The following is a 26,876-nucleotide window of genomic DNA, read 5'->3' as shown; positions in this document are numbered from 1 at the left end:
CCAGCACACTTGCCCCTAGTCGGCGGCGCTGTCGTCCGGCGAGTCGGCAGCGTCGGCAAGCGCTCTTGCCAGCGCGTTCGCCAGCAGTTCACCGGTGACCGGCTTGCGCAGGAAACCATTGCAGCCAGCCGCCATCGCCTGCGGCTCGGCATCGGCGTCGGCCCGCGCGGTCACCGCCACGATCGGGAAGCGCACCCCGCGCGCGCGCAGTTGCGCCACCAGCGCGGCACCGTCCAGGCCAGGCAGATCCAGATCGCATAATCCGGCGTCGAAGCTACGCGTGCTCACCTCGGCCAAGGCGGCCAACCCATGCAAGACATGGGTGACCTGGTGCCCGCGCGTCTGCAGCAACCCCACGATCACCTGCGCCACGGTCGGGTCGTCTTCCACCAGCAGCAACTGCAGCGGTGCCTGATCCCGGGCAGCGACCGCGCGTGCTGGAGCCGGTGCCGCCGCAGGCAACGTCGCCACCCAACGCAGCGGCAGCTCCACCACGAAGCACGCGCCCTGCCCCAATTCGCTGTCCACGCTCACCACGCCGCCCATCGCCGCAGCAAGCTCACGGCAGATCGCCAGGCCCAGCCCACTGCCGCCATGCCGGGCCAGGGTCAGTGCGCCTTCGGCCTGTTCGAAGCGCTGGAACAGGCGCCCACGCTGCTCGACGCTCATGCCGGGGCCGGTGTCGCGCACCTCCACCCGGATGCCTTGCGTCGGGCTCTGCGGCAACGCCGAGACGCGCAAATGCACGCCGCCGCGCTCGGTGAACTTGACTGCATTGAACAGCAGATTGAGCAGAATCTGCTGCACCCGACTGGCATCGCCATGCAGTGCCGGCGGCAGCGTGTCATCCAGTTCGCACGCGAACGCCAGTTGCTTCTGCTCGGCACTGGGACGAACCAGTTCGACCACCTGCCCGATCAACAGGCGCAGATCGAAATCGCGATTGTCCAGCGGCAGCTTGCCGGCTTCGATCCGCGCCAGATCCAGGGCATCGTTGACCAGTCGCAGCAAGTGCTTGCCGGCCGACTGGATCGCGCCGGCGTAGCCCTGCTGGCGCGCATCCAGCGGTGTCTGCAACAACAGCTCGCTCATCCCCAGCACACCGGTCATCGGCGTGCGCACCTCATGCCCCAAGGTCGCCAGAAAGCGTGTCTTGGCCAACGACGCCTGCTCTGCCAACTCGCGCTTGTGCTGGGCCAGCTGCCACTGCGCCCGCATGCGCACACGATGCCGGTAGGCCGCGGCAAGCAGTGCACTGAGCAGCAGGCCGAGCATGCAGATCACTGCAATACCGATATCGCTGCGCCACCAGGGTGGCAGCACCGAGAACTGCAACGATTGCACCTGCGATGCATTGCCAAGTGGATCGACACCCTGCATCTCAAGCACATAATTGCCCGGCGGCAACGATGAAAACTCGCGCATCCCCGCAGCCCCATGCTCGACCCAATCGGTGTCGAAGCCGTTCAATCGCGTGCGGTAACGGTTCGCCATCGGGTCGATGAAAGACAGCAGCCGCATATTGATGCGCAACTGACGATCGCTCGGTACCAGCGAAAAACCACCGCCGATCGGCAATGCGCGACGTCGATCGCCCTGCTGGACACTCACCGCTTCCAGTCGCATCTGCGGGGTAAACGAGGGAACGTCTGGCGCATTGGTATCGATCAGCAGCGTGAATCCGTCGGCGGTCCCGCCCACCAACACACCGTTGTTGGACATCAGCAGACAGCGGCGACTGAACTCCTGGCTGGTCAACCCGTCACGTGCACTGAAACTGCGGATCTTGGCAGGCGTCGTGCGGGGGTCGATACGCCATAGGCCACGCGGGCCGGACATCCACACACGCCCAAGCGCATCCAGCTCAAGACCGTAGGCATCCATGGCAGGAAATCCTTCGGCAGCGCGAATGCGGCTTACCCGTTTCCAGACACCATTACGTTGCTCCCAGCGCTCGAGTCTGCCGGCGATGTAAAGCCAGATGCGATTGCGATCCTTGACGACAAAGCGCTGGATGAAGTCGACATCCAGCCCCGGCACCAGCATGAATCGATGCGTGTCGGCATGCCAGGCATACACTCCGCCAGTACCGCTGATCCACACGCGCCCATCCGGCCCCAGGCTGATCTGGTAGTACGGCAACTCCTTCAGGCCATGCAGATCGTTTGGGGAGATCGTCTCCAGGACGCGCCCGCTGACGAGGTCGCGTCGCTGGATCACTTGCTCGAACGCTGTCCACACGGTGCCATCGCCCGGCTCCCCGATCCAGAACACCGCCTCGTCGGGTCCATCCCCGGTGAAATGGGTCAGCCCACCAGTGGTCAGATCCAGACGCGACAGTGCATGCCGTCCATTACCAAGCCAGAGCTGCCCGCGACTGTCTTCCAGTGCGGAGGTGATTGCCATCTCACGCAAATCCGGATGCTGGATTCCGGTCTGCACCAAGGCACCAGACGACGTGTCGTAGCGCAGCAACCTGCCACTGCTGTCGAATTGCCACAGACCACCAGAGCGATTGGCCAATGCAAGACTGCAAGAGATGCCTTTGCCTTGATCGTTGACCTGCTTGAAGGCTGCCGTCCGACGCCAGTCTTCGCGCAGGTAGGCAAGCCCGCGGCCATGCAGGGGCACCCAGATCCCTCCATGCGGACTTCGCCAGATGGTGGTGACATGACGATTGGAAACCAACGGTTCATCCCCGTTGTTGACCGGCGTCGGTGGATGACCGGCGCGGGTGTGCCATAACCCCTGCTCGGTGCCGAGCCAGAATTCGCCATCTCCGGCATCGGCCACCGTCCAGACCCGATTGCCTGTCGCAAACATCGAGGCCCAGGTGGGCGTATGCCACCCACCGGACGAATCCATATAGCGCAACCCGGTGTCCGAGGAGCTCCACAGCCGTTGCCCTACCCACTGCAGCGCATTGATGCCGCCGGCATCGCCATCCGGTCGCACGCGGTGCAAGGCCAGCCCGTCGTAGTACGCCAAACCGCCGAGCGTCCCGATCCACATGCGCTCACGGTCGTCCAGGGCCAGGGCATAGACCGGATTGGGGTCTAGTGGGTCTTCCATCTTGGCAAGATCGAGTGAGCTGAAATTTCCCTTGGCATTCAGGCGCAAGACATTCCCGGTCGACATGCCGAGCCAGATCTCATCGCCGCGGCCGGCAATGGCATAGATGTCTCCCAACGACAGCGCGGGAACGTCGTCGGGCAGATAGGCGGTAAATTTGTTGCGATCGGCGCTCAGCATTGTCAACCCGGCACCCGCCAGCGCCAGCCAGATGCGATCCTGGTCGTCGATATACATCGCCTGCAGGTTATTGCTGCGCAGCGAGTAGCGATCGGTCGGATCGTTACGCCATACCTTGAACTCGGCGCCGTCATACCGAACCAGGCCATCGGTGGTGGTCATCCACAGATAGCCCGCACGATCCTGTGCGATTGCGGTAATCATGGTCGAGGGCAGCCCTTCGGCGGCACCCACGATGCGAAAGCGCGGGATGGCCGGCACCTCGGCCAGGGCCGGCAACGCCATCAACGCAACGAGCAACCCCAATAACAGACCGCGCATGCGGGAATCCTTTCCACGTCCAGCCGGCATGCTCGCAATGGATCGTTGCAAGCGCAAGCCGCGCGCGCAGCGCCGGGATGTGTCTAGAATCCGCCCATGACACCCCTCGCCCGCCTGTTGCTCCTTCCCGCTCTGGCATTGACCAGCCTGGCCGCCTCCGCCGCACCGGTGCGCTATGCGCTGGATCCGGTGCACACCCGCGTGTTGTTTGCGGTCGAACATGCCGGCTTTTCCAAGGCATTGGGCACCGTATCGGGCAGTAGCGGCACCCTGGTGTTCGACCCGGACGACTGGGCAGCCGCGCGGCTGGACGTGACCGTGCCGATACACCGCGCCGACCTGGGCGATGCCAAGTGGAACGAGGCCACCCTGGCACGTAACCTACTCGACGCCGAGCGCTTTCCCGACGCGCATTTCGTCTCCACGCGCGTGGAAGCCAGCGGCGAGAACCACGCCAAGGTCACCGGCAACCTGACCCTGCACGGCGTCACCCGCCCGGTGACCCTGGACGTCACCCTCAACGCACTCAAACGCCATCCGCTGCCGCCGTTTCGCCGCACTGTCGGGTTCTCGGCAACCGCCACGCTGAGTCGGGCGGAGTTCGGCATCGATGCGTGGAAATCGATGATCGGCGACAGCGTGGAACTGCGCATCGAAGCCGAAGCCGTGCGCGAAGGCCGTGCCGACGACGACGCAGCGCCACCGCAAGCCGAACCTGCCACCACTGACGCGCCCGCCGCCCAGGAATCGGGAACATGAGCCTGAAAAACAACGAGCGCTGGGGCGGTGTCAGCCAGACCCTGCATTGGCTGATCGCCTTGCTGATTCTGGTGCTGGGCATCGTCGGCCTGACCATGGGCGAACTGCCCAAGACACCGAAATACTTCTGGGTCTATACCGCGCACAAATCGGTGGGGCTGACCGTGCTGGCGCTGGTGATCGCGCGGCTGGGTTGGCGTCTGTACGCAGGCGCGCCGCCGCCGGTGGCGGGCACCCCGCGCTGGCAGGAACGGATCGCCGGGCTGACCCACTGGCTGCTGTACGCAATGATCTTCGCCATGCCGCTCTCTGGCTGGTTGTACGACTCCAGCAGCGGTTTGCGCCCGTTCCGCTGGTTCGGCCTGTTCGCGGTGCCCAAGCTCAGCGGCCCGGACGAGCAGCTACGCGCCACCTCCCATGCCATCCACGAGTGGGGCTTCTGGCTGTTGATCGCTGTCGTGCTGGCACACGCCGGCGCTGCGCTGTACCACCACATTTTCCAGCGTGATGCCACCCTGGCGCGGATGTTGCCGCGCGGCTGGCTGTCCTCCAAACCCTAAGGATTTCCCATGTCGTCCAAGTTGTTCGCCTCTCCCCTGCTGGTCGCCGCGTCGCTGGTCGCCACCTTCGCCACCGCGCCGGTGCTGGCCGCCGACTACGTCCAGGCGCCCGGCTCGTCGCTGGTGTTCGCCAGCAAGTACGAAGGCGAAGTGTTCACCGGCAAATTCCCAGGTTTCGACACCACGCTGAGTTTCGATCCGGCCAATCTGGCCGCCGCCAAGCTCGATGTGCGCATCCCGCTGGCCAGCGCGATCAGCGGCAATAACGATCGCGATTCGACCCTGCAAGGCCCGGACTTTTTCAACGTCGCCAAGTTCGCCACCGCGCGCTATCGCGCCGACAAGTTCCGTGCGCTCGGCGGCAATCAGTACGCGGCCGACGGCACCCTGGAACTGCGCGGCGTCAGCAAGCCGGTCACGCTGACCTTTACCTGGACACCGGGCGCGCAGCCCGTGCTGGCCGGCAAGGCATTGGTGAAGCGGCTGGACTTCGGCGTGGGCGGTGGCGACTGGGCCGACACCAAGACCATCCCCAACGAAACCGCGATCAGCACCAAGGTCGTGTTGAAGGCGAAGTAAAGCCACAGGCCGCAACCGGACGCGGCCACTGAGCGGCGGACTACCTCGTCGGGTCCGCCGCTTTTTTATGCCCGCATGCGGGATGACACCGCACGACAGCTAGACTTGGCGTCTACTCGGGGACGCCGCCAATGCGCACACATGGAACGTTGACCCGCTGGAATACCGACCGTGGCTTCGGCTTCATCACCCCTGCTCAACCGGGCGATGACGTGTTCGCGCACATTTCTGCGTTTGCGCGCAGCGCCGAGGCGCCACGTATCGGCGAAGTGGTCTCTTTCGAAACAGAGCCGGGTCCGGATGGTCGCCCGCGCGCGGTGCGGGTCGTGCGTGCCGGTACGCACGCGCCAAAATACAACGCCCCTGCACGAAGCAATACGACACGCACGCCGCCGGCAAAAGGGCAGATCGGGCTTGGCAAGGCCTTGCTCATGATGCTGGCGCTCGGTTGCGGGGCGTTTGCCTATCAGCAGCGCGATTACTTGATCGATGTGTTCACCCCGACACCGGCATTGGAGCAAACGTCGTCGCCAACACCGTCCGTAGCAACCGCTCCCGCGTCTGCGCCCACCGCGCAATACAGCTGTGGCGGGCGCACGCGTTGCACACAGATGAGTTCCTGCGCCGAAGCTACTTACGTACTGCAGCACTGCCCAAACACCGTAATGGACGGCGACCACGATGGTGTGCCGTGCGAGGACCAGTGGTGCCGCTGAATCAATGCGGCTGACACATTGAACGGTCGGCCGACAAGAATCGTGTGTTAGCCGCATCTTGTTAGATGCAGTCAAAAGCCCAGGTCAAAGGCCGAGTCGGTCGAGGGCGCGGTACCCTCACCGCTCGCGGGACACGCCGCGAGTACGTCCGTGTATCCATGCCGCCATACGGTCCCGCGATCGGCAAGGACACCGCTCCAGCGAGTGAGTCGGTGGCTTTTTTTAAAGCCGTGCACCCCGACACTCTCGACTGGTCCTTGCCCGCCCACCGTCGCGGGACCTTACGCGGCATGGATGCCGCGTAAGAACTTACAAGGACGTACTTGCAGCGTGTCCCGCGACGGTGGGCGGGCAAGGACCCTGCAGCCAAGTCGCAGACCCGCAGCTCCGCACCAGACCGGCATGAAGTCGTTTTCAGCCGCTCCAAATCCCTAAGCTGGCGCATATCGCATGCGCATACGCCGCATCAGCGTGTACCGGCGTTCAACCACTCTCGCAACCGCGCGCCATCGAACGGCCAGTCCAGCTCGCGTCCGTGCACGTCGCGCAACACCGGCACACGTGCGCCATAAGCGGCCTCAAGCGCCACATCGTCGTCGATAAACACGCTACTGAACTCGCCGGCACGCGCCTGCGCCAGTACTTCCACCGCCAGGTCGCAGAGATGGCAATCGTCGCGCTGGTACAGGGTCAGGGCCATCGAACAGGTCTCATGCTGCGCTGCAGCCGTGCCGCAATCGTCGAACGACTAGAATAACCGCCTTTAAGCTCACCTCTCCGGCACCCATGGCTGTCAGCACGTTCGACCTGTTCAAGATCGGCATCGGTCCGAGTTCATCGCACACCGTGGGGCCGATGCGCGCCGCCGAGCGTTTCGTGCATCGCTGGTTGCTCGATGCCGGCCGCCTGCAGGATGTGGTGCGCATCCGCGCCGAGGTGTTCGGCTCGCTGGCGCTGACCGGCCGCGGCCACGGCACCGACAAGGCGTTGCTGCTCGGGCTGGAAGGCCATCGCCCCAACCTGATCGACCCGGACGTCATTCCTGCCACGCTCGATCGTATCCGCAGCAGCAAGCGCATCACACTGATGGGGCAGCACGAGATCGGCTTCGACGAAAAGCGCGACCTGCCGATGAACAAGCGGCAGAAGTTGCCGTACCACACCAACGGCATGCGCTTCACTGCCTACGATGCCGATGAAGGCGTGATCGCTACTCGCGATTACTACTCGGTGGGCGGCGGATTTGTGGTCAATCAGGACGACGCCGCCGACGACCGCATCGTGGCCGACGAAACGCCGCTGCCGTATCCGTTTCTCAGTGGTGACGAACTGCTGGCCCAGTGCGCACGCAGCGGCCTGAGCATCGCCGCGCTGATGTTCGAAAACGAAAAGAGCTGGCGCAGCGAAGACGAAATCCGCGCCGGCCTGCGCGAACTGTGGGTGGCGATGCAGTCCTGCGTGGAGCGTGGTATCCGCCAGGAAGGCACGTTGCCCGGTGGATTGAACGTGTCGCGTCGCGCGCCGGCACTGTATCGCGAGCTCTCGTCCAAACCCGAGGCGGCCATGCGCGACCCACTGACCACGCTGGATTGGGTCAACCTGTACGCACTCGCGGTCAACGAAGAAAACGCAGCCGGCGGCCGCGTGGTCACCGCGCCGACCAATGGCGCGGCCGGCATCATTCCCTCGGTGTTGCATTACTTCGATCGTTTTTGCGCCGGCGCGTCCGAACAACGCATCTTCGACTTCCTGCTCACCGCAGCGGCCATCGGCATCTTGTACAAGGAAAACGCCTCGATCTCCGGCGCCGAAGTCGGTTGTCAGGGCGAAGTGGGCGTGGCCTGTTCGATGGCAGCCGGCGGCCTGGTTGCCGCACTTGGCGGCAACCCGGGCCAGATCGAAAACGCCGCCGAAATCGGCATGGAACACAACCTCGGCCTGACCTGCGATCCGATCGGTGGCTTGGTGCAGATCCCGTGCATCGAACGCAATGCGATGGGCGCGGTGAAGGCAATCAACGCCAGCCGTATGGCGATGCGCGGCGACGGCAAGCACAAGGTCTCGCTGGACAAGGTCATCAAGACCATGCGCGACACCGGCCGCGACATGCAGGACAAATACAAGGAAACCAGCCGCGGCGGCCTGGCGGTGAACGTGATCGAGTGCTGAGTCTGCCGATAGCATTTTGATGCGGCGTCTGTGCCCAGCATTGGAATGCGTTTGTGCGTCGTAGCGAAATGCAGGGACTAGCCGCGCCGCGGTGAGCGCAAGGCGTGGTCGGTCTGCACGATGCAGCAAGCGCAGCGTCCGCGCGCGTCTGCCCGACGCGCAGCGCAAAGCGGCATCTCGACCACGCAGTGCGACACCCACTTGCGTACCACGCTGCCGCCCTGCGCGTCTGGCGAACAACAGCGCTAAATCGCACTTGCGCTTCTTTCGAAAAGTCACACTGCACGTCAGTTTGCCCTGAGAAGACCAGCGACAGCGCGCGCCTCGTTCGCATGGCTCAAGACACCACGCACTGTCTGTAGTTAGCTGAAACCGCAGCAGCGAAAATAGCAAGACGGCATCTGCCCATCCCGCCACGCGCGAAGCTGCTCGAAGGGCGGATGAGGACAACCCGCACGCACCCGCGGCTTCCACCACAACGTGCGCACTGCCGCGGCAACGCCCGGATCCACGCCTCCACCACGGTGCGCCATGTAGCCTTCCCGCACGGATCCCGGATGGAGAAACACGATGCGACACCTCGCCTGTGCACTCGCACTGACCCTGGCCTGCGGCCCGCTGATGGCCCAGCAAGCCAGCTATGGCCCGCGTCTGGAAGGCTTCGATTACCCCTACCCGGTCAAGACCTACGCGTTCACGTCGCAGCAGCAAGCGCTGGAAATGGCGTATCTGGATGTCGCCCCCACCGGCAAGCCGAACGGGCGCACCGCCGTGCTGCTGCATGGCAAGAATTTTTGCGCGGCCACCTGGGAATCCAGCATCGCGGCCCTGAGCCAGGCCGGCTATCGCGTGATCGCGCCGGATCAGGTGGGCTTCTGCAAATCGAGCAAGCCGGCGGCCTACCAGTTCTCGTTTGCGCAGCTCGCCGACAACACACACGCGCTACTGCAAAAGCTGGGGATCGACCGCGCCGTGGTCGTCGGCCATTCGATGGGCGGCATGCTCGCGATCCGCTACGCGCTGATGTACCCGCAGGCCACCGAACACCTCGCCCTGGTCGACCCGATCGGCCTGGAAGACTGGAAGGCCGCCGGCATTCCGTGGCGCAGCGTGGATGCCTGGTACGACAACGAACTCAAGATCAGCTTCGACCGTATCAAGAAGTACCAGATGGACGTGTATTACGCCGGTCAATGGAAGCCCGAATTCGAACGCTGGGCGCGCATGCAGGCAGGCATGTCGCTGGGCGACGGCAAACAGGCGGTCGCCTGGAATCAGGCCCTGACCTACGACATGGTCTTCAACCAACCGGTCGTCTATGAGCTGCCCAAGTTGGCGGTGCCGACCACGCTGTTCATCGGTCTCAAGGACCGCACCGCAATCGGCAAGGACACCGCCCCGCCAGAGGTCAAGGCGCGCGTCGGCGATTACACCAAACTGGGCAAGCAGGCAGCTGCGGCCATTCCGAATGCGACCTTGATCGAATTTGCAGACCTGGGGCACTCGCCGCAGGTGCAGGACCCGGCGCGTTTCAACGCCGCGCTGTTGAAGGCGCTCACGCCGTAACCGCCACAGCGCGCGGCAGACCGATGCCGTGGGTGAATGCCTTGTGCGAACCGCAGCCGGATTGCTCCCGGTTGCGGCCATCGCGCAGCGTTGGTCAGACGATTACTGCAGAAGACGGCTGCAGGCCACCGGGATCGAATCGGTCGGATGCTTGTCGTGACTGAATCGTCGTCTTGCGAGCGACGAGGCGCGTTACAGCGCTGGGAGCCGCACACACGCCGGTCAAGCGACAAGACGCAGAGAACGCGCAGACGTTCTCTCGTCCTCGACCGCCAACAACCCAGACGCCTGCACACAACCCGGACACGCTTGCGAGAGATACCGCACGTCTCGCGACCCCACTCCCCAAATCAACCAGCCACGATCCGCAGTACATCGTCCAGCAACGCGGCCGCAGTGACCTCCGCACCCGCACCCGGGCCCTGGATCAACAACGGCTGCTCGCGATAACGGTCGCTGCTGATGGCGACACGGTTGTCGGTGCCGGCGCCACCGGCCAAGGGATGGTCCAACGCAAGCTCACGCAGACCCACGCTTGCGCCATGCGCGTCCACGCGGCCTACAAAGCGCAGACACCGCCCTGCTGCGCGTGCTTGCTGCCAACGCGCGCTCATCTCGGCATCCAGCGCGCCCAATCGCGCGTCCAGTTCAGCGATCGACACGCTGGCCAAGCCGGTGGGCACCAGCGACTCAACATGCACCTGTTCGGCCTCCAGCTGCCAACCGGCCGCACGCGCCAGGATCAACAGCTTGCGCCGCACATCCTCGCCGGACAGATCGATCCGCGGATCCGGCTCGGTGTACCCCGCTGCCACTGCCTCACGCACGCATTGCGAAAACGCGCCGCTGCCGTCGTAGCGATGAAACAGCCATGCCAACGATCCCGACAGCACGCCCTCGATCGAATGAATATGGTCGCCACCTGCCACCAGTGCGCGCACGCTGCTCAACACCGGCAAGCCTGCGCCCACGGTGGCGCTGTCGCCGTAATGCGCACCGCTGGCATGGCGGGCGGCAAGCAGCGCCTGCGCACGCGACAACGCCGTGCCCTGACCCAGCTTGTTGGCGGTGACCACATGCACGCCGCGCCCCAACCACTCCACATGCCAATCGGCCACCACATCGCTGGCCGTGGCATCCACCAGCACGTCACCAGCACGTAGCGCCACGGTTTCGGCCCACGGCTGCAACACCGCCTGGCCACGCGGCGCCGCGTTGGCCTGCAGCAATGCCTGCTCCGCACTCACGCCACAATCCTGAGCGATCCGCGAGTTGGCAAGCCAATCGAAGCGCGGCAACCGCAGCTGGCGTTGCTGCAGGGCGGTGTAGCGCGTCACGAAGGCGCGTCCCACGGTACCAGTACCCAGCAATGCCAAACGTGGCGTGGGGGTGACCGTCGCCGCGGATGCACGTCGCGAAACAGGCAATACGCTGCTCACGCGTCGACCTGTTTGCGGGAGGCCGCAGTCAGGGTCGCTTCGGCACGCGCCAGACCGGCGCGCAGGTCGATCAGCAGGTCTTCGGCCGATTCGATCCCGATCGACAACCGCAACAAACCATCGGAAATTCCGGCCGCCGCACGTGCCTCGGCGGTCATCGCCGCATGCGTCATCGAAGCCGGATGCGCGATCAGGCTTTCCACTCCGCCCAGCGACTCGGCCAGCGTGAAGTAGCGCAACCCATCGACGAAGGCGCGCACCGCCGCTTCGCCACCATTCAACTCAAAACTCATCATCGCGCCGAAGCCCTTCTGCTGACGCGCCGCCAGCGCATGGCCCGGATGCGATGCCAGTCCCGGGAAATACACCTGATTGACCACCGCGTGCCCGTCCAGCAACCCAGCGATCGCATCGGCATTTTCCTGATGCACGCGCAGACGCGCATCCAGCGTGCGCAGGCCGCGCAAGGTGAGGAAAGCATCGAACGGCGAGCCGGTCAGGCCCAGCGCATTGGCCCACCACACCAGTTGCTGATGCAGCTCGGCATCGCGCGCCACCACCGCACCGCCCACCACATCGCTATGGCCGTTGATGTATTTAGTGGTGGAGTGCAGCACCACGTCGGCGCCGAATTCCAGCGGTTTTTGCAGCGCCGGCGACAGGAAGGTGTTGTCGACCACCGTCAACGCACCCACCTTCTTCGCCGCTTCGATGACAAAGCGCAGATCGGTGATGCGCAGCAGCGGGTTGGACGGGGTTTCGATCAACACCAGCTTGGGCGACTGCGCCAATGCATCGGCCAGCGAGCGCGGGTCGGTGAGGTCTGCGGTGATCAGCGCGAAATGGCCCTTCTTGGCCAGCGCATTGAACAGACGCCAGCTGCCGCCGTAGGCATCGTGCGGCACCACCAGCGTATCGCCGGGCTGCAACAGCGCATTGAGCACCAGATTGATCGCGCCCATGCCGGTGGAGGTGATCACCCCACCCGCGCCGCCTTCCAGCTCGGCCAACGCTTCGCCGAGCAGATCGCGGGTGGGGTTGCCGCTGCGGGTGTAGTCGTACTGGCGCTTGTTGCCGAACCCGTCGAAGGAGAAGTTCGACGACAGCACGATCGGCGGGGTCACCGCACCGTAGGCGGTATCGCGGTCGATGCCCGCGCGCACGGCGGCAGTGGCGGCGGTACAAGGGGCGTCGGCGGGGTCACGATAGCTCATGCGGTTTCTCCGGTGATGCGAAGGGCAGTAGTGAGGATCGCGTCGATGCGATCGATTTCTTTCAGAAAGGCGTCGTGCCCATATGGCGAGCGCAACACACGCAGGCTGCCGCGCGGGCCAAGACCTTCGACCAGGCTGACCATGTCGGCCAACGGCACCAGGCGATCGCCTTCCACCGCCACCACGACGGTGGGCACGCTCACTTGCGCCGGGTCGATACGGTGCAGGTCGATGGATTCGGACAGGCGCAGGTATGCGGTGACCGGCGTGCGCGCCACGTACTGCGCACCGGCGGCATCCAGATAGTCTTCGGCGGCCACACGCACGCGGCCATTGATCACTTCCGGCGGCGCATCGAAGCGCTCGCTGAACTCTTCCGGCGTGCGATAGCTGAGCATCGCGAACTGCCGCGCCAGCGCCAGCCCATGATTTTCCGCGCATTGCAGCTGGCCCAGCGCCACTGCGCGGCGCTGCAGTGCGCGCCATGCCGCGGCATAGGGATGCGCGCGATGCGCCCCGCTCACCGCAATCAAGGTACCCACGCGGCCAGCATGACGGGTGGCGAATTGCAGCCCGACCAGCGCGCCATACGAGTAACCGACAAAGCCGTGCAGGCGGGCGATTCCCAACGCGTCCAGCAGCGCCGCAATCGCGTCAGCCTGGTCGGCTGTATCGATCGGCGCATCCAGCGTGCCATCGGCGCCGAGAAAGTCGAATGCCAACAGACGGCGCGATGCAGGATCCAGCGCGCGGCCCGCACCGACCTGGCCATCCACCCAGCCTTTTTCGGGGAACACATCGCTGGCCGCAAGATGCCGATGGGCAGAGATGCCGCCGGCAACGAATACCACCGGCGCATTGGCAGCGCCGATCAGCTCGTAGCGCAGGCGCACCTCGCGCATACCGGCATGGCGCATCGGCAACGACACGGCAATGTCGCCGCGCAACGCGATGGCGCCGTCGATGTCGGCGGCAGGTGTATCCAGGTAATCAGTGATAGTTGGCGATGCTGTGGTCACGAGGCTCATGGCGATATCCGGGGTGGATCGGCCATCGAGCTTCGCGGGAGCTCGCGTTCGAGGTGCACAAGGCACGATTCGAACCATCTTTCGGCGGACGCGGAGGTCCCCGCAGGATTTGGCACCAAACGCGGGCGCTTGCGCGCTCCGCTGGCTGCCCCGGCATCAAAGGGCCTGTCCCTCCGCCGGTCTCGATGGTGAGGCTAAGATGCCACCGCACTTTTGCGATGTCAATCGCTTCATGCGGATGGAAAGATATATTTTCATTCGATACCACCGGGTACCGTGATGGGCCGCATACTTGCGCCCCCGCTCGCTCAAGCCAATCGCGTGCATCACCGCGTCTTTCGCCCTCTTTCGCCCGCACTTGTTCCGGTGCTGGTTACCGCCCTGTTGACCGGTGCGCCGCACGCCGCTGCGCAACAACGCTGGCATTGGAACGGCGGCGCGGCACCCGCCTCACCTGCCACCACGCCAGCGCAAACCGCCATTGCCTCAACCGGCACGGGCCCGACCCTGCAACTGGAATGGCAGGCGCCGGTCTATCTGGCGTGGGTGACCAACCCGCTGGCCGGACCTGCGCAGGTCCGGCTGAGTGCGCCGCCCAGCGAGGATTACCGCGCCGTGCCACAGTTGCCGCTGACGATGTTGCTGGCGGCGCACGAGCGGCGCCTGCTGGCGCGGCTGTACCCGGCCAGCAACCAGCGCACGCTGGGCGGGCTGGGACTCAAACTCGACATGGTGCCCGGCGATCCGCTGGCGCAGCCGCAGCCGGTGCGCTACCAGCTGCCGTTCCGCGACGCACCGATACAGGTGGATCAGGGCTTCGGCGGCCAGTTCAGCCATGCCGACCTGCCCAATTGGTACGCAGTGGACTTCGCCCTGCCGCAGGGCACGCCGGTGCTGGCGGCGCGCGAGGGCATGGTCATGGAAGTACGCCAGGATGTTGCCGAAGGCAGCGCCCACGACCCCAGCGCCGGCGGCGGCAACCTGGTGCGGGTGCTGCACGCCGACGGCAGCATGGCGCTCTATGCCCATCTGGCCCCGAACGGCGTAGCGGTCCGCCCAGGGCAGCGGGTCGGCACCGGCGAGCGGCTGGGCGCCTCCGGCACTACCGGCTACAGCACCGCCGCGCACCTGCATTTTTCGGTGCAGCGCAACGCCGATCTGCAGCTGGTGTCGGTGCCGTTCCGCATGCTGGGCCCGCAAGGCGAGCTGCACTTTCCCTCGCCGGCCCCGTAGCGCGCCGCCGCCGGCACAGCGGCCCGATGCCGCCTGGCCGCGGGTCCATAAAAGCCCCCTGCGCCGAAGCCGCTATAATCACCGGCTTCCTCAGTTTCCGCAGGCGTCCGACCGGGCGCGCCCCGCCCATGTCCGAAGTCTCCAACGAAGCCGCGCGCCGCCGCACCTTCGCGATCATTTCCCACCCCGACGCCGGCAAGACCACGCTGACCGAAAAGCTGCTGTTGTTCGGCGGCGCGATCCAGATGGCCGGCTCCGTGAAGGGCCGCAAGGCCGCCCGCCATGCCACCTCGGACTGGATGGCGCTGGAAAAAGAGCGCGGCATCTCGGTGACCTCCTCGGTGATGCAGTTCCCGTACGAGGGCAAGGTGATCAACCTGCTCGACACCCCCGGCCACGCCGACTTCGGCGAGGACACCTATCGCGTGCTCACCGCGGTGGACTCGGCGCTGATGGTGATCGACGTCGCCAAGGGCGTGGAAGAACGCACCATCAAGTTGATGGAAGTCTGCCGCCTGCGCGACACGCCCATCATGACCTTCATCAACAAGCTAGATCGCGAGGGCAAGAACCCGATCGACCTGCTGGATGAAGTGGAAACCGTGCTCGGCATCCAGTGCGCACCGGTGACCTGGCCGATCGGCATGGGCCAGCGGCTGAAGGGCGTGGTGCATCTGATCACCGGCGAGGTGCATCTGTACGAACAGGGGCGCAACTTCACCCGTCAGGATTCAACCATCTTCCCGTCGCTGGATGCACCCGGCCTTGCCGCCAAGATCGGCGAGCAGATGCTGGCCGAGCTGCGCGACGAGCTGGAACTGGTGCAAGGCGCCAGCAACGCCTTCGATGTGGACGCCTACCGCGCCGGCCAGCAGACACCGGTGTTCTTTGGCTCCGGCGTCAACAACTTCGGCGTGCAGCCGCTGCTGGACTTCTTCATCGAACACGCCCCGCCGCCGCAGGCGCGCGACACCACCGGCCGCCGCGTCGAGGCCACCGAAGCCAAACTCAGCGGCTTCGTGTTCAAGATCCAGGCCAACATGGACCCGCAGCATCGCGACCGCGTGGCCTTCATGCGCGTGTGCTCGGGCAAGTTCACCGCCGGCATGAAGACCCTGCACGTGCGTAGCGGCAAGGACGTCAAGCTCGCCAACGCGCTGACCTTTATGGCCTCCGACCGCGAGATCGCTGCCGAAGCCTGGCCGGGCGATGTGATCGGCATCCACAACCACGGCACCATTTCCATCGGCGATACCTTCACCGAAGGCGAATCGCTGTCGTTCACCGGCATTCCGAACTTCGCGCCGGAACTGTTCCGCCGCGCGCGCCTTCGTGACCCGCTCAAGCTCAAGCAGTTGCAAAAGGGCCTGGCGCAGCTGTCCGAAGAAGGCGCCACACAGTTCTTCCGCCCGTTGATGAGCAACGACCTGATCCTGGGCGCGGTGGGTGTGCTGCAGTTCGACGTGGTGGCCTACCGGCTCAAGGACGAATACGGCGTGGATGCGATCTTCGAGCCGGTGAGCGTCACTACCGCGCGCTGGGTGCAGTGCGACAACGCCAAGAAGCTTGAGGAATTCCGCGAGAAAAACGCCGGCAATCTGAGCATCGATGCGGCCGGCCAGCTGGTCTATCTCGCTCCCACGCGCGTCAACCTGCAGCTGGCGCAGGAACGTGCGCCGGATGTGCGCTTCTCGGCGACGCGCGAACATGCGCACGCCAAGGCCATCGATTGAGCCGCGCTTAACGGGAAAAACGCTACGCGACTGCTGGCGATGCGAATTGCTCGCAGTTGCGCTACATTTTTGGCATGAATGCAGACGCTTCCCCCTCGACCGACCTGCGCGACGAAATCGCCAGTGCGCTGACCCATGGCCTGGGCGCAGTTGCCGCATTGACCGGTGGCTCGGTGCTGATCACGCTGGCAGCCATCTATGGCGATGGCTGGCAGCTGGCCACCTCCATCGTCTTCAGCGCCACGCTGGTGCTGCTCTACGTCGCCTCCACGCTGTTCCACGCCATCCCGCATGCCGGCGCCAAGGCACGCCTGCAGGTGCTCGATCACTGCGCGATCTACCTGCTGATCGCCGGCACCTACACGCCGTTTACCCTGATCAACCTGCGTGGCTCCTGGGGCTGGGGATTGTTTGCCGCGATCTGGACCATCGCCGCGGCCGGGGTGATCTTCAAACTGTTTTTCACCGGCCGCTTTCGGTTGCTGTCCACCGTGCTGTATCTGGCAATGGGCTGGCTGATCGTCGTGGCGATCGAACCGCTGTTGCGTTCGGTCGACACCTGGTCGCTGTGCTGGTTGCTCGCCGGTGGGCTCTTCTACACCTTGGGCACCTACTTCTACCAACGCGACACCCAGCGCTATTTCCACGCGATCTGGCATCTGTTCGTGCTGGCCGGCAGCGCCTGCCACTTCGTTGCGGTGATCGAACAGGTGGTGTGATCGTCGTCGCGTTCGCGCGCCGGTCACGAGCCATCGCCAACCATGGGTCGCGTGAACAACGCGCCCCCGACTGCTGCCACCCCTTCCGCCCGCACAGCGCGCCGTCGACGCTGGCTGATCGGGCTCGGCAGCGTTGTCGCCATCGTGGCGATCCTGCTGCTGCTCTTCGACTGGAACTGGCTACGCGGCCCGGTCGAACGCATGGTCAGCGCCAAGACCGGCCGCGTTTTCCATCTGGGACATCTGGATGTGGACCTGGGCCGCACCACCACCGTTCGCGGCGAGCGCTTGCAGCTGGGCAATGCCGCGTGGTCCAAGCGCGGCGCGATGGCAGAACTGAACGCTGCCGAGATCGATGTCGAGCTGTGGCCCCTGCTGCGCGGCAAGGTGCGGCTGCCAGAAATCCGCCTCGATCAGCCCACCGTTCTGCTGGAAGCCGGCAATGAGACGCATCCAGGCAACTGGGTGTTCGATACCGAGAAAGGCGATGGCAGCATGCCGCGGCTCGGCCGGCTGCTGGTGGCCAAGGGACGGCTGCAATACATCGACGATGCCATGCGTTCCAATATCGATGTGGCCATCGACAGTCTGGCGCCCCCGCGCAGCGACCAACGTGCAGCGCCGATCGGCATCGACGGCAAGGGCCGCTGGAAGGGCTACCCGTTTACGCTGAAAGGCAACACCGCCTCGCCGCTCGAGTTGAGCCAGAGCGAACATCCCTTCCGCATCGATTTGCGCGGCAGTGCCGGCGCCACCCGTACGCACGTGCGCGGCACGCTGACCAATCCGTTTCAGTTCCGCGTCTTCAATCTGCAGATGGCGCTCAGCGGCCAGGACATGCAAGACCTGTATCCGCTGACCGGCGTCGCCATGCCATCCACGCCGCCCTACACACTCGACGGCCACCTGCGCCGCGATGGCGATGTATGGCGCTACGAGACGTTCACCGGCACTGCCGGCGACAGCGATCTGTCCGGCACGGCCGAGGTAGACCTGCGCAACAAACGCCCGTTTCTGCGTGCCGATCTCGCATCCAAACGGCTGGACTTCGACGATCTGGCCGGCTTTATCGGTGCACCACCCAAGACCGGCGCGAACGAATCGGCTAATGCGGAGCAGAAAAAGCAGGCGGCGCAACTTGCCGCCAGCGCGCGCATCCTGCCGACCACGCCCTACGATCTGTCCAAACTGCGCGCGATGGATGCGCAGGTGCGTTGGCGCGCGCAGCGCATCAATGCACCGTCCTGGCCATTGGACGACATGGATGCATCGTTGACGTTGAAGGATGGTCTGCTGCAACTGGACCCGCTCAACTTCGGCGTGGCCGGCGGAGATATCCGTTCGACCATCCGCATGGATGCGCGCAACCCCGTCATCACCACGCAGCTGAAGGCCGGCATTCGCGGCATTCGGCTGGACCGGCTATTTCCAGACGCCACACTCGCCAAACAGGCCTCAGGCGCAATCGGTGGTGAGCTGGACCTGCGTGGCCGCGGCAATTCGATTGCGGCGATGCTCGGCAGCGCTGACGGCTCGATCGGCGTTGGCATGGGCCGCGGTCATGTCGGCAACCTGATCATGGAACTGGCCGGTCTGGACATCGCCGAATCGCTGAAGTATCTGATCATCAAGGATCGTCAGATCCCGGTGCGTTGCATGTTCGGCGATTTCGGCGTCAAGGACGGACTCATGCAGTCGCGTGCCCTGGCGTTTGACAGCACCGACACCATCATCGTCGGCGAGGGCAACATCAGCCTCAAGAACGAGACGCTCGATCTGCTGCTGCGCCCACGCCCGAAAGATCGCAGCATTCTGAGCCTGCGTTCGCCGTTGCGGATTGCCGGGACCTTCAAGGACCCGAGCTTCCGCCCGGATTTCAAGGCACTCGGGCTACGCGGCGCGATTGCTGTCGCACTCGCCACCATTGCGCCGCCTGCAGCATTGCTTGCCACCTTCGAACCTGGCCCGGGCAAGGACAGCGATTGCGGCGGCAAGTACGTGCAATGATCGCGCTGGTGTCGTGTGACGCTTGTAGCCGCTGACACAACGACTGTGCTCACCGCCGGGCGGGCACGACCAGTGCTCGGCGCGGCATGTACCGCTGGTGCATTCCGGTTCTGAGCGCACCACCCGCACCCACCTGACGAGTGCTCGCAACATTTTTTAGGCACTCTTAATGCTGCACTCGACGTGCATGCGCCGACCCCACTGGCACGATCAGCCGGCTGGCAAACTACACCGGCCACCAACCGTCAACCGGGGTAACGCTCAACTGGCGATATAGCGCTGCAACTGGTCGATATCCTGCCGCTGCGCTTCGATCACCGCCTTGACCAGATCGCCGATGGAGATCACGCCGTGCACGCGGCCGTTCTCGACCACCGGAAGATGCCGAAAGCGGCCGTCGGTCATCAACTGCATGCAGCACTCAACGGTCTCCGATGGCGACACCGTCACTACCTGAGAACTCATGATCTCCGCCACGCTGGTGGTGGACGACGAGCGATCGCGCAGCACCACTTTGCGCGCGTAATCGCGCTCGGACACGATGCCGGCGAGGCGCTGGCCATCCATCACCAAGACCGCACCGATGCCCTTTTCAGCCATCAGCCGGATCGCCTCGATCACCGCGGCATCGGCCGCAACTGCGAATACCTCAACCTGTTTGGTCCCCAACAGCTGTCGTACGGTCTGCATGGCCCGCTCCGCGCTTGGTCTGGTCGTCGCAGACTACTCCCACCGCGCCGCGGTGGGTATCGACCAGGTACAACGGGCGCTGTTTGGCCTCGTCGTACAACCGGCCCAGGTATTCGCCGATCAATCCCAAGGCAATCAACTGGATGCCGCCCAGAAACAGGATGACCGACATCATGGTCGGCCAACCGGCCACCGGGTCGCCGATCAGCGCCGCCTTGACCACCACCCAGGCGCCGAACAACAGCGCAAGTACTGCGGTGAACAACCCCAGATACGTCGCCACGCGTAGCGGCGCCGTTGAAAAGCTGGTGATGCCATCCAGCGCCAGATTCCATAGCCGCCACGCCGTGAACTTGCTGCCTCCAGACAGACGCGGCGCGCGCCGGTACGGCAATGCCACCTGTCGAAACCCGACCCAACCGAACAATCCCTTCATGAAACGGTGGCGCTCGCGCAACTGCTGCAGCGCCTGCACCACGCGTGGCGACAGCAGGCGAAAATCGCCGCTATCGGCTGGAATCGGTGTGCGCGACAGCTGTCCGATGACCCGATAGAACGCGTGCGCAGAAGCACGCTTCATCCAGCTTTCGCCATCACGAAAGACGCGCGTGCCAAAGATGTTGTCGTAGCCGGCACGCCACAATGCAACGAATTCGGGAATCAATTCCGGCGGATCCTGGCCATCGGCATCGAGCAGGACCACCGCACCGGGCAGCACATGGTCCAGACCTGCGGAAATGGCTACCTCCTTACCGAAATTGCGCGACAGCCGCAGCGCGCTGACCTGCGCATCGCCCTGTACAAGTGCCTGCAGCACATTCCAGGTGCCGTCGGTGCTGCCGTCATCGACATACAGCACATGCGTCTGCAGGCCATGCAAGCGCGCCAGCACCGCACACAGGCGCGGATGCAACAGCGCAATGCTGGTTTCTTCATTGAACGCCGCAATGACCACCGTGAGGCGTTCGGTGGCGACCGGCAATTGAGCGGTATCGATCGAGCTCACCTCACGGCGCCTGCAGATACGCAGCGCCGCCCAACTGGCGCGCCTGCCGCTGGATCCAGGCGGTGCGCCGCTGCACATACGCGCCCGGCCGGCGCGCATCGTACCGGCGTGGAGAGGGCAATACCGCGGCAAGACGCGCCGATTCGGCCGGCGACAGGCCCGCCGCATCCTTACCCCAGAACTGCCGCGCAGCCGCCTGCGCGCCGTACACCCCGTCGCCAAATTCGGCCACGTTGAGGTACATCTCCAGGATGCGCTGCTTGGGCCAGAGCAGCTCGATCAACACGGTGTACCAGGCCTCCAGGCCTTTGCGCACCCAACTGCGGCCCTGCCACAGAAAGACATTCTTGGCGACCTGCTGACTGATCGTGCTGGCGCCGCGCACACGTCCGCCGCGCGCATTGTGATCGCGCGCCTTCTCGATGGCCTGCAGATCGAAACCGTGATGCATCGGAAACTGCTGGTCCTCGGCAGCGACCACCGAAATCGGCAGGCTGGCGGCGATCTGATCGTAATCGCGCCACTGCTGGTGCAGCGAAAAACTCCCGTCCCCCTCGCCCCAGGCCTCCAGGTAGCGCCCGACCATCATGCTGCTGATCGGCGGGTCGACCACCCGCAACACCAGCACCTGCAGCACGCTCGCCGCCGCAAACAGCAGCGGCGCCGCCAGGATCCAGCGCAGCCAGCGTCGGCGCCGCGGTGCTGTCACCTGCTTGCCATCCAATGCATCCGTCCCCATTAGTTCGCTTCGACCTTCAATCCCGATGCCTGCCGCATTATCCGGCAACCAGCGTCCCTTACGTCCGATGTCTCCATGACCGATCACGATCAGCTTTCCCGTTTCCTGCTGCCTGCCGCCGGCGTGCGCGGTGTCCACGTGCGTCTGACCAAGGCCTGGCACGACGTCCAGGGCGCCGCCGAGTACCCTCCTGCCGCGCGCCAGCTGCTGGGCGAAGCCGCGGTGGCGGCCGCCCTGTTCACCGGCCACACCAAGGTCGACGGGCGTCTGTCGGTGCAGTTGCGCGGCAACGACACCCTGCGCACCCTGTTTGCCGAATGCACGGCCGCAGGCACCTTGCGCGGCATCGTGCAACTGGCCGAGGGTGCCGACGCGCCCACCGACCTGCGTGAGCTGGGCGAGGCCGCCCTGCTGGCGATCACCATCGAAAACCCCGGCCTGGACCCGCGCGAACCGCAGCGCTACCAGAGCCTGGTCGGCATGCAGGCCCCAGATCTGGCCGAAGCCTTCGAAACCTACTTCAAGCAGTCCGAGCAGCTGCCGACCCGCTTGTTGCTGGCCGCTGGCCCGGATCACGCCGCCGGCCTGCTACTGCAGAAATTGCCTGGCGACGAAGGCGACAACGACGGCTGGACCCGCATCGGCGCCCTGTTCGACACCCTCGGCGCCCCCGAGCTGCTGTCGGTGGCCGGCGACGACCTGCTGCACCGCCTGTTCCACGAAGAAGACCCGCAGTTGTTGGGCGGCAAGCCGCTCAGCTTCGGTTGCTCCTGCTCCCGCGAGCGGGTCGCGTCGATGCTGGAATCGCTGGGTGAAGAAGAGGCGCGCGCAGCCGCTGAAGAAACCGGCGAGGTGGAAGTGCGGTGCGAGTTCTGTGGCCGCGAGTATCACTTTCCGTTGACCGAGTTGGCCGTACTTTTCAGCACGGCGCAGCCCTCTCAGCAGGCGCCGGAACGGTTGCAATAGATAGCATCGGCGGTGCGTTCTGGGGAACGTGACCACTTGTTAAATAATCATAAACGCCCTAGCATTCTCACTGCCCGCTCTCGGGAACTTAACAACTGCCCCTAGGGTCTGAACTCTGGTATGCGACACCTTCTGCGCCTTCCGCTCGCTTTGCTGGTTGCCCTTGCGGCAGCCACGGGTGTGCATGCGCAGTCGGCATCCCAGCAGTTGCGCGAGAGCACCATCCTGCCGGTGTGGAACAAGGGCAGCGGCAAGGTGGAAGCGTTTCTGTACCTGGAACCCACCGGCGAGCAGAAGGCTGGCGCGCGCTGGCATTTCGGCCGCAATTCGCTGGATGCTGCGCTTGGCATGACCTCGGGCGATTCCTTAGGCCTGCTCTGCAATAGCAGCCGTGGCACCAACATCAGCGGTCTCGCCAGTCACTGCCTGCTGGCCGGCATCGGCGACGATGAAGAAGACAGCGCCGCCGCGTCGCGTCGCGTCTCCGGCACGCTGGGCTTCAACCGTGGCAGTGGCCGCGTCGGCGTCACCGCAGGTGCCGGTCGCGACACCCTGCCCGCCTGGCTGATCGGCGCCGGTAAGGCACCGTTGACCCGCGTGGAGCAAAATGACCTGACCGTTTTCGGCCAGAAGAACATCGGGCGCGAAGGCTTTGTCTCGATCGGCGGCACCTACGCCCGTGCGCGCCTGGTCCCGCTGGCTGACGTCTCCCCGGCCATCGCCGACCAGTGGGACAGCAAGACGCTCAGCGTGGGCGGCGGCTACGGCGCCTTCAGCGCCAATGTCATCGGCCGCGTCGTCGATGTCCCCGGCCAGCCGGAAAAATGGGAAGGTCTGGGCCTTGGCCTGACCTGGCGCACCCCCTGGAGCGGGCAGTTGACAGTCGGCGCGGAGAACGTCATCTCCCGCGGTAAGAACCCGTTTGCTCCCAACAACGAGAGCAACAGCGACGGCACCATTCCTTATGTCAGGTATGAGCAAGACCTGTAAGCCACTGACCTGAAACGAAATTCCAAGAACGCCACCGATCACAAAATCGGTGGCGTTTTTCGTTCAGGAATGCCTGAAACGGTACTTTTTCACGACTTCCTTCTTTTTCGTTAACGGGACTTTAATTCCTGGCGCAACGCATATACCATCGGTTCACCCTGACGTTTTGGATCCGCTACTTCGGAACCCCCGACAGGCAAACAACCCTTGGCAGTACCCAAGATCACTTGGAGAGAGAGCTAATGAATTGCAAGTCCAACAAGCTGCGCGATGCAGTTGTCCTCGCGCTTGTCGTGGGTGTGGGCGGTACTGGTACCGCCATCGCTCAGGAAGCCGGCGGAGCCACCAACCTCGACAAGATCGAAGTCACTGGTTCGCGTATTCGCCAGGTCGACAGTGAAACCGCTCAGCCGGTACTGTTGATCAGCCGCGACCAGATCGAGAAGCAGGGTTTCAAGTCGGTCGCAGACATCCTGCAGAACATTCCTACCGCAGGTTCGCCGGCCATTAGCCGCACGTCGCCTCTGAGCTCTGGCGAAAACGTCGGTGGCTACTACATCGACCTGCGTAATCTGGGCGCAAACCGCACCCTGATATTGGTCGACGGTCACCGACTGGGCATCACCAATGGTGGCTTGCAGGACGTGGCGTCGATTCCCTCTGTCATGGTCGAGCGCATCGAAGTCCTTAAGGACGGTGCGTCGACGATCTATGGTTCGGATGCGATCGCTGGCGTCATCAACATCATCACCCGCAAGGACTTCGAAGGCGCCGAAGCCAACGTCTATATCGGTCAATGGGGCCAAGGTGACGGTCAGCGCGAAGTCTACGACTTCACCATGGGTTTCCGTGGCGATCGTGGTTCGCTGACCGCTGGTGTCGAATACACCAATGAAGATCCGGTATGGGCACGTGATCGCTGGTTTAGCCGCAACCGTTTTCCCACTGGCGAAAAGACTGATCCGCGTCCAGGCGGTCTCTCCGGCACCACGGAATTCGGCCGTTTGGCATATCGCAATGCTACCGGCGGAACATCCACCGCAACGCTACGCCGCGACGTGGCGGGGCTCAACCCCGCAGATTTCTCAAGTTTTCGTCCACTCAACGGGACGGACACCTCCAATCCTGCACTCGCCTCGACCGTTTACAGTGGCATTAAGCGTAAGTCAGCATTTCTTAACGGGCACTTCGACTTCACCGACAATGTGGCATTCGATACCAGCGTCCTCTACACGGACCGCGAATCGTTTGCGCAAAATGCCGGCTACCCGATGCAAAGTGCCGCATTTGATCTGAGCAACGGCGGCCTTTCGGTAGACAGTGTGTTCAACCCTCTGGGCAACCAGGCAAGTGGTGCACTTCCGCCGGGAGTAGCGCCGCAGAATGTTCAGTACGTTCGACGCGGCTGGGAAGTTCCGCGTGAAGTTCAAAACAACCTGACCACCTCGCGGTTTACTGGCAAGTTCAGCGGCAGCTTCAACTTCGGTGAGAAATACTGGGATTGGGAAGCTGGCTTCCTTTACAACCAGAACAAGGGGACCCAGATCAGTACGGGTAACCTCAATACCTTTGCAGTCGGTCAGGCCACTGGTCCTTCTTTCATCAATGCAGATGGTGTTGCCCAATGTGGTAGTGCCGGCGCTTCGATTCCGCTTGGTTCCGGCCCAGGGGCCTGCACACCGTGGAATCCGCTGGTTCCGTTTGGCTATAACGCGCCGAACGGCCTGGGGGACCCAAATGTGCAGGCTTATCTGTATCAGCCGGGTCAAGCGCTATCTGAAACCACCACGAAGAACTACTTCGCAAGCGTGGCTGGCGTTCTCGCGACGCTGCCGGCCGGTGACCTTGGCATGGCGTTAGGCGTCGAGCGCCGCGAAGAAAACGGCTCATTCTCTCCTGACGCGTTAGCACAAACCGGCATCTCAACTGACTTGGCTGCCGGCCCGACACGGGGCGGTTACAACCTCAACGAAATCTATGCCGAATTGCAGGTTCCACTGCTTGCAGATCTTCCGGGCGCGCAAGAATTAAGCGTAACTCTCGCCACCCGTTATTCGGATTACGACACCTTCGGAAATACGACCAACAGCAAGTTCGGATTTAAGTGGAAGCCGATCGAATCGCTGCTCATCCGCGGCACTTGGTCGGAAGGCTTTCGTGCGCCGACGGTTGCAGACCTGTTTGGTGGCCTGTCGCAGAGCTTCGAGAACTACACCGATCCGTGTGACACCTCGTTCGGTCCGGCTGCAGGCAATGCGCGCTGCTCGGCGGATGTGCCGGCGGGGTTCCGTCAGCTCAATGCTTCCGCCATCGCTCCCGCAGACGGCCCCGGCGAACAATCGAACGTGCCCTTCATTTCTGGTAGCACTCCGACTCTGACCCCGGAGACCTCTACCTCCAAGACTCTCGGATTTGTATGGAGCCCGGGCTTCATCACTGGTCTGAATGCCTCGCTGGACTGGTGGAACATTCGGATTGAAAACACGATCGTGGCGGATACGCCGACGGATCTGCTGGACGATTGCTACCTGCGCGGCCTGGAATCTCGTTGCGTCGGATTTACGCGCAATGCGGCAGGTAATATCAGCACACTCTCTTTTGGTTTACGCAACGCGGGTTATGTTGAGACTGAAGGTTTCGACTTTGATCTGAACTACCGTTTTGAAACCCAGTGGGGCAACTTCACAGCAGCGTTGTTGAACACCTATGTGTCCAAGAACGAATTGAAGGCTGATAACACAGTTAATCCTCCGAGCCAGCAGAACGGCTACGGCGGCAACTTCCGCGTACGCTCCAACTTGTCGGTGAATTGGCAGTGGGATGACTGGTCTGTCACCTGGAGCACGCGTTACTTCTCGCGCACCAAGGAACGTTGTTTCTCGGACGACCGCTGCAGCTTGCCGAACTTTAGCGCTCCCGAGTTTCAGGGTTCCATCGTCGGCATGAACGAGCTCGGCTCGAACACGTTCCATGACCTGCAGGTCGCGTATGTCCTGCCTTGGAACGCTACAGTGGCCGTTGGTGCTAACAACATCTTCGAGCATTACTCGGCACCTGCGTATGGCCAGCCCAACTCTGGCTATTCCTATTACGGCGGATACGATATCGGCCGCTTTATGTACATGAAGTACCAGCAGCGCTTCTAATGCAAAAGGATTTCATAGTTTAAAAAACGGCCCCGAAAGGGGCC

21 protein-coding genes, 1 other RNA gene and 1 riboswitch are annotated in these 26,876 nt (G+C 63.8%); of the genes, 14 read left to right on the top strand and 8 right to left on the bottom strand.

Going from position 1 to position 26,876, the window contains the following annotated elements; translation table 11 throughout:
* Positions 1–15 precede the first annotated feature (15 nt).
* Positions 16–3,573 carry an ATP-binding protein gene (locus VC212_RS09840; protein ID WP_323515394.1) on the bottom strand — a complete coding sequence of 1,186 codons (3,558 nt, stop codon included), beginning with the start codon at positions 3,571–3,573 and terminating at the stop codon, positions 16–18.
* 96 nt (positions 3,574–3,669) lie between these two features.
* Here VC212_RS09840 and VC212_RS09835 point away from each other — a divergent pair, with 96 nt between their 5' ends.
* The 4 genes from VC212_RS09835 to VC212_RS09820 all read left to right on the top strand — a co-directional run bounded on the left by VC212_RS09835 (position 3,670) and on the right by VC212_RS09820 (position 6,187).
* The gene (locus tag VC212_RS09835) at positions 3,670–4,332 is read left to right on the top strand and encodes a YceI family protein (RefSeq protein WP_323515395.1); all 663 of its coding nucleotides are present in this window, start codon (positions 3,670–3,672) and stop codon (positions 4,330–4,332) included.
* Positions 4,329–4,892, top strand: coding sequence for a cytochrome b (locus tag VC212_RS09830; protein WP_055849383.1), 564 nt, complete (start codon positions 4,329–4,331; stop codon positions 4,890–4,892). The genes VC212_RS09835 and VC212_RS09830 overlap by 4 nt, the downstream gene beginning before the upstream one ends.
* 9 nt (positions 4,893–4,901) lie before the next feature.
* Entirely contained in the window at positions 4,902–5,471 is a 570-nt protein-coding gene (locus VC212_RS09825) for a YceI family protein (protein WP_311238697.1), read from the top strand.
* A gap of 131 nt (positions 5,472–5,602) precedes the next feature.
* The gene (locus VC212_RS09820; RefSeq protein ID WP_323515396.1) at positions 5,603–6,187 is read left to right on the top strand and encodes a cold shock domain-containing protein; all 585 of its coding nucleotides are present in this window, start codon (positions 5,603–5,605) and stop codon (positions 6,185–6,187) included.
* 466 nt (positions 6,188–6,653) lie between these two features.
* Here VC212_RS09820 and VC212_RS09815 read toward each other — a convergent pair whose 3' ends face one another.
* A complete protein-coding gene (locus VC212_RS09815; protein WP_323515398.1) occupies positions 6,654–6,887 on the bottom strand; it encodes a glutaredoxin family protein in 234 nt (77 codons plus the stop codon).
* Positions 6,888–6,973: 86 nt separating this feature from the next.
* Between VC212_RS09815 and VC212_RS09810 the strand changes: the two genes are divergently transcribed.
* Positions 6,974–8,356 carry an L-serine ammonia-lyase gene (locus tag VC212_RS09810; protein WP_055849375.1) on the top strand — a complete coding sequence of 461 codons (1,383 nt, stop codon included), beginning with the start codon at positions 6,974–6,976 and terminating at the stop codon, positions 8,354–8,356.
* A 570-nt stretch (positions 8,357–8,926) separates the two neighbouring features.
* Entirely contained in the window at positions 8,927–9,922 is a 996-nt protein-coding gene (locus VC212_RS09805) for an alpha/beta hydrolase (RefSeq protein ID WP_323515400.1), read from the top strand.
* A gap of 350 nt (positions 9,923–10,272) precedes the next feature.
* Here VC212_RS09805 and VC212_RS09800 read toward each other — a convergent pair whose 3' ends face one another.
* Genes VC212_RS09800 through VC212_RS09790 form a run of 3 tightly spaced genes read right to left on the bottom strand, consistent with a single transcriptional unit; the run spans position 10,273 to position 13,603 of the window.
* Positions 10,273–11,361: a homoserine dehydrogenase gene (locus VC212_RS09800; RefSeq protein ID WP_323515401.1), complete on the bottom strand. Its 1,089-nt coding sequence runs from the start codon at positions 11,359–11,361 to the stop codon at positions 10,273–10,275.
* Positions 11,358–12,575: an O-succinylhomoserine (thiol)-lyase gene (locus tag VC212_RS09795; protein ID WP_323515402.1), complete on the bottom strand. Its 1,218-nt coding sequence runs from the start codon at positions 12,573–12,575 to the stop codon at positions 11,358–11,360. Before VC212_RS09795 ends, VC212_RS09800 begins: the two co-directional genes overlap by 4 nt.
* A complete protein-coding gene (locus tag VC212_RS09790) occupies positions 12,572–13,603 on the bottom strand; it encodes a homoserine O-succinyltransferase (protein WP_115528610.1) in 1,032 nt (343 codons plus the stop codon). The genes VC212_RS09795 and VC212_RS09790 overlap by 4 nt, the downstream gene beginning before the upstream one ends.
* A 71-nt stretch (positions 13,604–13,674) precedes the next feature.
* A riboswitch (SAM riboswitch) is annotated at positions 13,675–13,795 on the bottom strand.
* A 174-nt stretch (positions 13,796–13,969) separates the two neighbouring features.
* Between VC212_RS09790 and VC212_RS09785 the strand changes: the two genes are divergently transcribed.
* The 5 genes from VC212_RS09785 to VC212_RS09765 all read left to right on the top strand — a co-directional run bounded on the left by VC212_RS09785 (position 13,970) and on the right by VC212_RS09765 (position 19,457).
* On the top strand, positions 13,970–14,836 hold the full coding sequence (locus VC212_RS09785) for a M23 family metallopeptidase (protein WP_323515403.1): 867 nt from the start codon (positions 13,970–13,972) through the stop codon (positions 14,834–14,836).
* A gap of 128 nt (positions 14,837–14,964) precedes the next feature.
* Complete coding sequence (locus VC212_RS09780; RefSeq protein WP_115528611.1) at positions 14,965–16,569, top strand: peptide chain release factor 3; 1,605 nt, start codon at positions 14,965–14,967, stop codon at positions 16,567–16,569.
* Positions 16,570–16,643: 74 nt separating this feature from the next.
* Positions 16,644–17,288, top strand: a complete 645-nt coding sequence (locus VC212_RS09775) for a hemolysin III family protein (RefSeq protein WP_323515405.1) — start codon at positions 16,644–16,646, stop codon at positions 17,286–17,288.
* Between the two features lie 51 nt (positions 17,289–17,339).
* On the top strand, positions 17,340–19,295 hold the full coding sequence (locus tag VC212_RS09770; protein ID WP_323515406.1) for an AsmA family protein: 1,956 nt from the start codon (positions 17,340–17,342) through the stop codon (positions 19,293–19,295).
* Between the two features lie 86 nt (positions 19,296–19,381).
* A non-coding RNA gene (locus tag VC212_RS09765) (sX9 sRNA) lies at positions 19,382–19,457 on the top strand.
* A 99-nt stretch (positions 19,458–19,556) separates the two neighbouring features.
* On the opposite strand, the gene VC212_RS09760 is transcribed toward VC212_RS09765, so the two are convergent.
* Genes VC212_RS09760 through mtgA form a run of 3 tightly spaced genes read right to left on the bottom strand, consistent with a single transcriptional unit; the run spans position 19,557 to position 21,730 of the window.
* Positions 19,557–19,985 (bottom strand): CBS domain-containing protein, encoded by a 429-nt coding sequence (locus VC212_RS09760; RefSeq protein WP_323515407.1) that lies wholly within the window; start codon positions 19,983–19,985, stop codon positions 19,557–19,559.
* A complete protein-coding gene (locus tag VC212_RS09755; RefSeq protein ID WP_323515408.1) occupies positions 19,945–20,991 on the bottom strand; it encodes a glycosyltransferase family 2 protein in 1,047 nt (348 codons plus the stop codon). The genes VC212_RS09760 and VC212_RS09755 overlap by 41 nt, the downstream gene beginning before the upstream one ends.
* Before the next feature lies 1 nt (position 20,992).
* On the bottom strand, positions 20,993–21,730 hold the full coding sequence (gene mtgA, locus VC212_RS09750) for a monofunctional biosynthetic peptidoglycan transglycosylase (protein WP_323515409.1): 738 nt from the start codon (positions 21,728–21,730) through the stop codon (positions 20,993–20,995).
* Positions 21,731–21,805: 75 nt separating this feature from the next.
* Between mtgA and VC212_RS09745 the strand changes: the two genes are divergently transcribed.
* The 3 genes from VC212_RS09745 (at position 21,806) to VC212_RS09735 (ending at position 26,832) form a co-directional block, all read left to right on the top strand.
* Positions 21,806–22,696, top strand: a complete 891-nt coding sequence (locus VC212_RS09745; protein WP_115554323.1) for an Hsp33 family molecular chaperone HslO — start codon at positions 21,806–21,808, stop codon at positions 22,694–22,696.
* A 153-nt stretch (positions 22,697–22,849) separates the two neighbouring features.
* A complete protein-coding gene (locus VC212_RS09740) occupies positions 22,850–23,686 on the top strand; it encodes a hypothetical protein (protein WP_055850372.1) in 837 nt (278 codons plus the stop codon).
* 242 nt (positions 23,687–23,928) lie between these two features.
* Positions 23,929–26,832, top strand: coding sequence for a TonB-dependent receptor (locus VC212_RS09735; RefSeq protein ID WP_115528617.1), 2,904 nt, complete (start codon positions 23,929–23,931; stop codon positions 26,830–26,832).
* Positions 26,833–26,876: the final 44 nt, after the last annotated feature.

It is taken from the genome of Xanthomonas sp. WHRI 8932A, from assembly GCF_035012785.1.
GTDB lineage: Bacteria > Pseudomonadota > Gammaproteobacteria > Xanthomonadales > Xanthomonadaceae > Xanthomonas.
This window is presented reverse-complemented; position numbering and strand designations above follow the sequence as displayed.

Excerpts from the sequence above, each read along its gene's own strand:
- VC212_RS09840 (WP_323515394.1), bottom strand. The coding sequence starts at position 3,573 with ATGCGCGGTCTGTTATTGGGGTTGCTCGTTGCGTTGATGGCGTTGCCG.
- VC212_RS09835 (WP_323515395.1), top strand. The coding sequence starts at position 3,670 with ATGACACCCCTCGCCCGCCTGTTGCTCCTTCCCGCTCTGGCATTGACC.
- VC212_RS09830 (WP_055849383.1), top strand. The coding sequence starts at position 4,329 with ATGAGCCTGAAAAACAACGAGCGCTGGGGCGGTGTCAGCCAGACCCTG.
- VC212_RS09825 (WP_311238697.1), top strand. The coding sequence starts at position 4,902 with ATGTCGTCCAAGTTGTTCGCCTCTCCCCTGCTGGTCGCCGCGTCGCTG.
- VC212_RS09820 (WP_323515396.1), top strand. The coding sequence starts at position 5,603 with ATGCGCACACATGGAACGTTGACCCGCTGGAATACCGACCGTGGCTTC.
- VC212_RS09815 (WP_323515398.1), bottom strand. The coding sequence starts at position 6,887 with ATGGCCCTGACCCTGTACCAGCGCGACGATTGCCATCTCTGCGACCTG.
- VC212_RS09810 (WP_055849375.1), top strand. The coding sequence starts at position 6,974 with ATGGCTGTCAGCACGTTCGACCTGTTCAAGATCGGCATCGGTCCGAGT.
- VC212_RS09805 (WP_323515400.1), top strand. The coding sequence starts at position 8,927 with ATGCGACACCTCGCCTGTGCACTCGCACTGACCCTGGCCTGCGGCCCG.
- VC212_RS09795 (WP_323515402.1), bottom strand. The coding sequence starts at position 12,575 with ATGAGCTATCGTGACCCCGCCGACGCCCCTTGTACCGCCGCCACTGCC.
- VC212_RS09790 (WP_115528610.1), bottom strand. The coding sequence starts at position 13,603 with ATGAGCCTCGTGACCACAGCATCGCCAACTATCACTGATTACCTGGAT.
- VC212_RS09780 (WP_115528611.1), top strand. The coding sequence starts at position 14,965 with ATGTCCGAAGTCTCCAACGAAGCCGCGCGCCGCCGCACCTTCGCGATC.
- VC212_RS09775 (WP_323515405.1), top strand. The coding sequence starts at position 16,644 with ATGAATGCAGACGCTTCCCCCTCGACCGACCTGCGCGACGAAATCGCC.
- VC212_RS09760 (WP_323515407.1), bottom strand. The coding sequence starts at position 19,985 with ATGCAGACCGTACGACAGCTGTTGGGGACCAAACAGGTTGAGGTATTC.
- mtgA (WP_323515409.1), bottom strand. The coding sequence starts at position 21,730 with ATGGGGACGGATGCATTGGATGGCAAGCAGGTGACAGCACCGCGGCGC.
- VC212_RS09745 (WP_115554323.1), top strand. The coding sequence starts at position 21,806 with ATGACCGATCACGATCAGCTTTCCCGTTTCCTGCTGCCTGCCGCCGGC.
- VC212_RS09735 (WP_115528617.1), top strand. The coding sequence starts at position 23,929 with ATGAATTGCAAGTCCAACAAGCTGCGCGATGCAGTTGTCCTCGCGCTT.